Origin of the sequence: Micrococcus sp. HG099, assembly GCF_024723355.1 — a bacterium.
Classification (GTDB): Bacteria; Actinomycetota; Actinomycetes; order Actinomycetales; family Micrococcaceae; genus Micrococcus; species Micrococcus endophyticus.
The window spans coordinates 1-1025 of record NZ_JANQCJ010000262.1; the positions used below are offsets into that span (position 1 = coordinate 1).

A 1025-nucleotide genomic window follows, 5' to 3' on the forward strand; every position below is an offset into this window, starting at 1 on the left:
GGGCCACCTTGACCGGCCAGCCGCCGGTGCCGTGGTGCGGGATGTCCGGCAGGCGGGGGGCGCCGGCGTCCTCCTGGCCGCGACGTCGGGCGGCGGCGGCACGGCGGTCCGCGGCGAGCCACTCCCGCCACTGCCGCCGCGTGGCGTCCAGGTAGTCGGGGTCCGGCAGGCTCTCCGGCCGGTGCAGGTCCCAGGCGCGCACGGCCTGCACCGAGACGGCCCGCGGCCCGGTGCGGCGGACGGTGCCCTCGATCAGCAGGAGCCGCGCGGAGAAGAGCATCTCCCCCGAGGCGTGCTGGGCCTCCGTGAAGAAGGAGGCGTCCACGCAGCCGGTGCCGTCGTCCACGGAGAGGAAGACGACGCGCTTGCCGCTGCGCATGGGCGGGGTCTGGGTGGCCACGCGCACCCCCGCCACGAGCACGCGGGACTGCGTGCGCAGCCCGAGCAGGTCCGCCGCCCGGGTGACCCCGAGCGCGTCCAGGTACGGCGCGTGGGAGTCCATCAGGTGGGCCGTGACGTCCAGGGCGGTGAGCTCGAGCTCGGTGCGGACCCGGGCCGCGACGGACGGGTCCGGGAAGAGCGGGGTAAGGGCGGCCAGCTCGGTGTCCGGCAGGTCCAGGGCGAGCTGGCCGTCCACCTGGCGGGGGCGGGCGGACCGCGAGCGCGCGGCGGCACGACCGGGACCGGACCCGCGGGTGGCGGAGTGCTGGAGCTCGAGGTGGTGGACCAGGTCCGTGCGCGAGGCGCCCCCCGCGGGCAGCAGGCAGTCCAGGGCGCCGAGCTGGGCGAGGCGTTCGAGGTTGCGGGCCGTGGGGCGGGCGCGGTCCCGGACGTCGGCGAGGGAGCGGTAGGGACGGCCGGCGTCGAGGCGCTCGGTCTCGGCCTCGCTCAGCCCGGAGAGGCCGGTCAGGGGCAGGCGGATGCCCCAGCGGCCCGGGCCGCGGCCGGCACCCTCGGCGCCTCCCTCGGCGAGGTCCGCCTCGCGGCCGCCCTCGGCGTGAGGCCGCGCGACGACGTCGCCCGGC

The 1025-nt window shown here is 78.6% G+C and carries 1 protein-coding gene; it reads right to left on the reverse strand.

From position 1 onward, the window contains the following. A partial coding sequence (locus tag NWP10_RS12100) for an OB-fold nucleic acid binding domain-containing protein (RefSeq protein WP_258301068.1) occupies positions 1-1025 on the reverse strand: 1025 nt, incomplete at both ends.